The organism is Herbidospora sp. RD11066, from assembly GCF_054661255.1.
Genome location: NZ_BAAGDO010000020.1, coordinates 1 through 6,004, shown reverse-complemented (window position 1 = coordinate 6,004; position 6,004 = coordinate 1). Strand labels below are relative to the sequence as shown.

The 6,004-nt window shown below is 66.6% G+C and carries 4 protein-coding genes; 1 reads left to right on the top strand and 3 read right to left on the bottom strand.

The annotated features are described in order from the left end of the window. Nucleotides 1-181: 181 nt before the first annotated feature. The 3 genes from ACYQ78_RS39155 to ACYQ78_RS39145 all read right to left on the bottom strand — a co-directional run bounded on the left by ACYQ78_RS39155 (nucleotide 182) and on the right by ACYQ78_RS39145 (nucleotide 4,217). Nucleotides 182-1,891, bottom strand: coding sequence for a replication initiator (locus ACYQ78_RS39155; protein ID WP_459806068.1), 1,710 nt, complete (start codon nucleotides 1,889-1,891; stop codon nucleotides 182-184). 140 nt (nucleotides 1,892-2,031) lie between these two features. Beyond that, nucleotides 2,032-3,099 (bottom strand): FtsK/SpoIIIE domain-containing protein, encoded by a 1,068-nt coding sequence (locus ACYQ78_RS39150; RefSeq protein WP_459806067.1) that lies wholly within the window; start codon nucleotides 3,097-3,099, stop codon nucleotides 2,032-2,034. A 719-nt stretch (nucleotides 3,100-3,818) separates the two neighbouring features. Continuing rightward, entirely contained in the window at nucleotides 3,819-4,217 is a 399-nt protein-coding gene (locus tag ACYQ78_RS39145; RefSeq protein ID WP_459806066.1) for a plasmid replication, integration and excision activator, read from the bottom strand. Nucleotides 4,218-4,741: 524 nt separating this feature from the next. On the opposite strand from ACYQ78_RS39145, the gene ACYQ78_RS39140 reads away from it, so the two are divergent. Further along, nucleotides 4,742-5,878, top strand: coding sequence for a pentapeptide repeat-containing protein (locus ACYQ78_RS39140; RefSeq protein ID WP_459806065.1), 1,137 nt, complete (start codon nucleotides 4,742-4,744; stop codon nucleotides 5,876-5,878). Nucleotides 5,879-6,004: the final 126 nt, after the last annotated feature.

Genomic DNA, 6,004 nt, shown 5'->3' with positions numbered 1-6,004 from the left:
TTCCGATTGTCTTCCTAAGACCGCTTGGCCTCCGACTTCACCGCCGACAACCACTCGTCCACACCCGGCAAAGGCAACACCCCAGGCACAGACGTAGCGGCCCCTACGGGACTCTTTCCCGAACGACGGCGACGCTTCCCCGCACCCAACCGCGCCGACGCGCTCCCCGCCCGGTTCCCCATCAAGCCTCAGACCCCGGCGACCGGCTCACCGCAGGTCCCTGCGTCGATACACCGCCCGGATCGGGACCACCCTCCGCAGGCCCTTCCCGAGCCGCCCGCGCCGCCTGACGAGCCGCCACCAGCCGCAACAGCCGCACCGCCACCGGCTCCAGGTCCGGATCAGAAGCGCTCAACCGCCGCCACACATACCGGCCCGGCTGGCTCGCCTCCTGCTCCGGATCCAGCCCGGCAGCTGCCAGCGCCCACGCCCTCCTATCAGCCTTGTGACCCGCCAGCGTCTTACCCGACCACTTGCGCGACACCAGCACACGACGGCCGCCGTACCCCATCCGGTCCGGACTGTGCGCCTTCTTCCGACACCAGCCCGGCCGAAGCCCCGACTTCGCCTTACGAGGCTGCACACCGAAGCGCAACCAGTTCGCACACTCAGGACTACACGGCTCCCACCGCAGCGCCTCAACCAGCCGCGCCACATGCGCCGCCCGCGCCGACGAACCCGTGTTGTCGGCCTTCAGGACCGCGTCCCACGACAGCGACTTGGTCAGGTACTTCGTCAGATACCTGACCCGCTGATCGGCATCCGCCGTCCCGGCCAACACGCCTTGCATGTCCATCTGCGCGCCGAACCGCGCCACGTGCAACGGCTCCACCGGCCCGCTACCATCCGCCGAGCCACGATCCTCCCGAGCCTCCAGGGCGTCTAACGCCTCATCCCAGGACTGGAGTACCTCGCCCGTGCCGGGATGCACGTACCCGTGGCCTTCCGACCAGACCGGTTCCGCGTCGCCCTCACCGAACACCACCCGATCGACCGAAGGCCACCACACCTGGTGATACGTGGCCTCCACCACCTGACGCAGCACCGACCGAGGCAACGTCCCCCGAATCGCCATGTGCAGATGGGGTGTCAAGCGCCGCTGGGGTTCCACCGCCGCGAAGTACTGGACATCCCAGCCCGCAACCCTCCTCAGGTTCTGGACGAACCTGTCGACGAGCTTGGAGAAGTGCAACGCATCCTGCGCCGCCGACCGATAGTCGTAGGTCTCCGGGTTGACGGGCACCCCGTTCAGCACCCGCCCGTAGGACGGCAGGGTGAGCGTCAGGAACATACTCGGACGGAACCCCCGGCCTTCCCGACCCTCATAGACCCGCCCCAGCGTCCCCGACACCTGCTCACGCCGAGGCAGATTCACCGCGTCATCCCGACGACGCGTCGACCTCGAACGCCGCTCCACCACCACGTCAGCCGAGGCCCCGTCATCGCCCGCGTCCTCTTGGTCGCCCAGGTCCTCCGTCGTGCGGCTCCCCGACTCCAGCGCGCCGATCTCGACATCCAGCTCCGCCAGCGCCAGATCGAGATCCGTGGTGTCCTCACCGGCCGCCAACGCGTCATCCCGCCAGCCCCGCGCCTGCTCCCGAAGGTCATGCAGATACGTCCGGTACTCACCCCGCGTGTACTCCACCAGCGGTTCGGACTCCATGTGCCAGCCCTCACGACACTGCGCCCGCCGCACCTGACGAGCCCGCTTCGCACACGGAGGACACCACGCCTCCCGCCACGACCCACACGGCAGATCCACCGTGTCCACCACACCCGTTTCGACGTCCTGACGACGCATCGGGATAGGCCGGATACACACCCCGGCCGAGACCGCGAGCTGTTCGGCAACCTCACGGGACACCAACCCCGCCACCTTCACCGCAGCCATGCTGACCAGGCCCGATCCCAGGTCCGACGCGGGGGCGCTGACGCCGGCAGACTCCCTACCGGTCGCCCTACGGGTGCCTACGGCATCGGCAGGCCTCAGCTCACCGGACGCCCCTAACCCTCCCGCCGCACCACCCGAGGTCACCACGAGCGACCCCCGAACCAGTCGCACATCTGCCGGATATCGACATCCGACACGTACGCCGCGCGCACCCGGATCGGGTCCGGGCTGTTCTCCAACCTGACGTACGCCTCACCCGCCCCGACCGACGGGTCATCCGGATCACGGGGAATCTGATCCGCCAGCGCACCCCGATCCCGCGCACCGTCACCGAGCACCATGTCGACCTGACCCGGCTCATCCAGACGAAGCGCCACCTTGTCCGGGAACAAGTTCCGGATGTTCAGAACCTCTTTGCGCGGGTCCTGGAGCGCCGCCACCACCGCGATACCGACCGCACGGCCCTGGGTGGTGAGCGTGGCCAGCGCCGCCGAAATGCGAAGGCGTAACGCCTTGTCCGGCTGGTAGGCGGTCAGGAACGCCACCTCATCCACGACCACCAGGACGAACGGGTCATCCATGCTGGGGACGTGGTTGCGGCGTACTCCCGCGTACCGGTGCGCCCGCTCCTGCATCAGAGCCACGGCCTGTTCCAGCAGGTCCGCGCACTGTTCAGGCGTCCCCGCGTACTGATCGAACAGCTCACGGCCAAACGACAGCTCCATGAGCTTGGGGTCCAGGCCCCACACCTGTGCGATGCCCGCCGCGCAGGCCGGAAGCAGGCCCCTGATGATGGACCACAGCCACGACCCCTTGCCCGAACCGGTCGCGCCCGCGATCAGCACATGGGTTCCGTGGACCTGGAGACGGAACAACAGCCCGTCTTCGGTCAGCCCGATCTCCAGCGGACCGACCCACGGCCGGTCCGGGATAGGACGTGCAGGGATCACCCCCGCCAGCGCATCCCGCCGGGGGAAGCTCAACCACACCCAGCCCGGTTTGGGCGAGGTGATCCGCACCCGCGACGCGCCGAACCCGTTGGACAGATTCGCCGCCCGATCGGTGAACTGCTCCACAGCCTGACCGGCCAGCATCCGCACCCTGACCGTGTCGCAACGTGCATCACAACGCACCCGCACCAGATCAGGGAGATACAGCCGCCCGCCGAAGTTCCCGCCAGACCGGACATGACCATCACCGACTGCCATTTACGCCGGTACACCCACACCCACCGCCACCACGCCACCAGCGGCCAGCCGACCCACCGACCGTAGACATGCGGATAAGCCCAGGCCCACAGGCCCGCGATCGCCGACAGATCCGCCGCCACGAAGACCAGCAGATGCCAGTCACCGAAGGAGTACAGCCAGCCCGTGACCACCGGCACCGCACAGGCCACCGGATGACGCCACACCAGCCGGACCGAACCGGCCAGCAACCGCCACAACCACACGAACACGGTCACGATCGCCGGAGTACGAACAACGGTCGGAGCGAACACGACCGTGGTGTCAGGACGGGTAGAGACGACACCGACAACGTCCTGACCAGGAAGTTTACGGAAGATCATGGGCCACCCCCATTCAGACCAGAGGACCCCGCACCCCACACCGCAGCCCGCGCCTAGCAGCGAGAGCCGCTCACACCAGCGGTGCCGAAACCCGAGGACCGGCCAGCGCCACCAAGCACCGGCCAGCCCCCAGGCTCCGAATCGGGGGAACAGGAAAACGCAGGCCCCGAACGGCACACCGGACCACACGCGGGAGGGTTCCAAGCTCCAACGGGCAGCCCGGCATGCCGGGGCAGGCCCCCGACCGCACGGCGGATCACGGGGACTCAGGCGTGTTGAATGATTGGCGGCTATCGCGCCGCAGCAGGCACCGGCACTACCGGCCCTGAATCAGACCCTCAGGTCGCTACAGCAGGATCATCCCCTGCTGGTCTCTTGCGAACGGGCGACCGCCAAAGGACGGAACCCGCGAGCCCGGAACGAATACGCCAGGCGATTGTTCGCCGAGTTCACATACGGCGTGACCGCAAGATCCACGAACTCGACCGGAACGAACGGCAAGCCGAGACTTGCCATCGCGGCAGGGACCGGAGGCATCTCCGGAGCGACCGCAGCCACGATCTTCACCGAGACCGTCTTATCCGCCGCGCGGACATCCGGACTCACGTTGGTCACCGCGACCGACCACACCGGCTCACCGGTGATCTTGTCGCGCTGCTGGACGGGACGATCTTTGGTACTCGCGTCGAAGTCGAGTACGGGGGTGACCTCTCCGGAGAGAAAGGCACCGCTGGGAAACACGAACGCGTGGTGCACGGGGATGGGGCCCCTAATCAATTTGGCATCAGCCTCCTCGAACGTTGGTCCCCGCCCGAGCCCTGCCACCTGCTCTCTGACAAGTGATCTGACTCGGCGGGCTTGTGACCAGTAAACGGCCCGAGAAGGGCAACCGATCCCGCCATAACCGGACGGCATCAATCAAGCATTCCCAAATCAGGAATCCGCTGCTACTATCCCGCCCACGCCGAACAGCCCCGCATGCGAGGACCGCACGGAGGCAAGCCGAACAGCGCATATGACACATATGACATTGGTGATCAACCCTCCTCTTCTGCCGCTCGCAGTTCCATCTCTGACAGGGACCAACAGTTCGGACCGGTCACGCGCCCCCGCCCGGCAATGACACGGGGATGAGGCAACGCGCTCCGGCCCCCATGGTGCTGCCACTCGCCGATCAAGACCAGAGCCAGGAAGCGCTCTACAACCACACGGCATGATTCCCGCTAGGGCATCGACGGATGTCATTCCGGGCGCAGGGACAAAGCCCTACGCTCCTGCGCATGCCCCGCCATACGTCCGGCCGGTTAAGCCGTTACGCAAGACGCTCGGGCCTCATTCTTCTGGCCGTCGCATTCTTCGCCGCCCTCATCTGGATCATGGGACCGGGCGCCCGCTGGATTCTCGACCTGGACCGCGTCGGACTGCTTGACCCCAAAGACCTTGCCACCGCCGTCGACGCCGTACGCGGACGAGCACTCGCCATCGCCACCGGCATCATCGCCCTCATCGCCGTCTACTACACCGCACGCAACGCCCAAACCGCCCGAGATACCTTCGCCCTCACCGAACAAGCCCAAGTCACTGACCGCTACACCAAAGCCATCCAACAACTCGGCGATGACAAACTCGACATCCGCCTAGGCGGCATCTACGCCCTCGAAAGAATCGCCCACGACTCCGAACGCGACCACAACACCATTCAAGAAGTCCTCACCACCTTCATCCGCGTCCACTCCCACGACACCACCCCCGACCAACCGCGACGCACCCAGCCGCAACCCGACATCCAAGCAGCCATCACCGTCATCGGACGGTCGGAGATGACCCACGCGGACCTCCAAGGCGTGGATTTGACCGCCGCAAAGCTGACCAAGGCGAACCTGAAACGCGCGAACCTGACCGGCGCGAACCTGACTGGTGCGAACCTGGGCGGCGCGAACCTGAACGGCGCAAGCCTGACCGACGCGCATCTAATCAGCGCGCACCTGAACGGCGTGAACCTGGCTTTCGCGGACCTGACCGACGCGCACCTGACCGACGCGCACCTGAACAGCGCGAACCTGACCTTCGCGAACCTGACCGGCGCGAACCTGAACGGCGCGAATCTGGACGGCGCGAATCTGGGCGGCGCGCACCTGAAGGAGGCGAGCCTGAACGGCGTGAACCTTGACGGCGCGGACCTGGGCGGCGCGCGCCTGAACGGCGCGCACCTGAATCGCGCGAACCTGACCTTCGCGAACCTGACCTTCGCGAACCTGACCGGCGCGGACCTGACCGGCGCGGACCTGACCTGCGTGAACCTGACCGGCGCGGACCTGACCGGCGCGGACCTGACCGGCGTGAACCTGACCGGCGTGGACCTCTCCAAAGCGGTACGCATCGGCGCAGAACAACACCCGGACGTAGACCACAGCTAACACCGACACACGATTCCGACAGCGCAACCGTGATCCCGAACCCCATCGCTTGTCCAGTCCCACGAGATGATTGACGTTTCTGTCCCAGCACATGCTTTACAGGTGGGCTAGGAAACATGACCGGCC

Coding starts and splice junctions, on each gene's coding strand:
- ACYQ78_RS39155 (WP_459806068.1), bottom strand. CDS start 1,891: ATGGCTGCGGTGAAGGTGGCGGGGTTGGTGTCCCGTGAGGTTGCCGAA.
- ACYQ78_RS39150 (WP_459806067.1), bottom strand. CDS start 3,099: ATGGCAGTCGGTGATGGTCATGTCCGGTCTGGCGGGAACTTCGGCGGG.
- ACYQ78_RS39140 (WP_459806065.1), top strand. CDS start 4,742: ATGCCCCGCCATACGTCCGGCCGGTTAAGCCGTTACGCAAGACGCTCG.